This is a genomic window from Delftia sp. ZNC0008 (assembly GCF_000799035.1).
GTDB classification, from domain to species: domain Bacteria; phylum Pseudomonadota; class Gammaproteobacteria; order Burkholderiales; family Burkholderiaceae_C; genus Comamonas; species Comamonas tsuruhatensis.
Genome location: NZ_JTKZ01000805.1, coordinates 1 through 1251 on the forward strand (window position 1 = coordinate 1; position 1251 = coordinate 1251).

At 71.3% G+C, this 1251-nt stretch carries 1 protein-coding gene; it reads right to left on the bottom strand.

The genetic code is table 11. The features are described 5' to 3' along the window. Window positions 1-1251: ATP-binding cassette domain-containing protein (locus tag L995_RS25865; protein ID WP_047474165.1), on the bottom strand; the 1251-nt coding region annotated here is incomplete at both ends.

The following is a 1251-nucleotide window of genomic DNA, read 5'->3' on the forward strand; positions in this document are numbered from 1 at the left end:
GCGACAGCTCCACCAGCAGGCGCCAGAAGCCGTCGCGCGCCACGGGGTCCACGCCCGAGGTGGGCTCGTCCAGGATGAGCAGCTCGGGCTTGTGCACCATGGCCACGGCCAGCGACAGGCGCTGGCGCATGCCCAGCGGCAGGGCGGCCGGCAGGCTGAGCTGCGCGGCCTGCAGGTCGAAGCGCTGCAGCATCTCGGCCACGCGCGCGGGAATGTCCGCCTCGGGCACGCCGAACAGGCGCGCGTGCAGCACCAGGTTCTGGTGCACGGTCAGCTCGCCGTACAGCGAGAACGCCTGGGTCATGTAGCCCACGCGGCGGCGCGTGTCGATGTCGCGCGGGTCCACAGGCTGGCCGAACAGCCAGGCCTGGCCCTCGCTGGCCGGCAGCAGGCCGGTCAGCATCTTCATGGTGGTGCTCTTGCCGCAGCCGTTGGAGCCCAGGAAGCCGAAGATCTCGCCGCGGCGGATGCGGAAGGACACATGGTCCACGGCGACGAAGTCGCCAAAGCGCATGGTCAGGTCCCTGGCCTCGATGGCGATGTCGTCCTCGCCGCCCTCGGGCAGGGGGGCGATGGTCACGGGCGCATGGCCGCGCTTTTTCTCTTCGGGCAGCAGGGCGATGAAGGCCTCTTCCAGCGAGCGGCTGGCCGTGCGCTGCAGCAACTCGGCCGGCGTGCCCGTGGCCAGCACGCGGCCCTCGTCCATGGCCACCAGCCAGTCGAAGCGCTGGGCCTCGTCCATGTAGGCCGTGGCCACCAGCACGCTCATGCCGGGGCGCTGGCGGCGGATGCGCGCGATCAGGTCCCAGAACTGGGCGCGCGCCAGCGGGTCCACGCCCGTGGTGGGCTCGTCAAGAATGAGCAGGTCGGGGTCGTGGATCAGCGCGCAGCACAGGCCCAGCTTCTGCTTCATGCCGCCCGACAGCTTGCCGGCCGGCCGCTCCAGGAATTTGCGCAGGCCCGTGGCCTGGGTGAGGTCGTCGATGCGCCGGCGCCGCTCGGCCGCGTCATGGCCGAACAGGCGCGCGAAGAACTGCAGGTTCTCCTCCACCGACAGCGTGGGATAGAGGTTGCGCCCCAGGCCCTGCGGCATGTAGGCCACGCGCGGGCAGACGGCCTCGCGGTGCCGGCGCTGGGCCATGTCGCCGCCCAGCACCTCGACGCTGCCTTCCTGGATCTTGCGTGCCCCGGAGATCAGCGCCATGAGGCTGGACTTGCCCACGCCGTCCGGCCCGATCAGGCCGACCATGC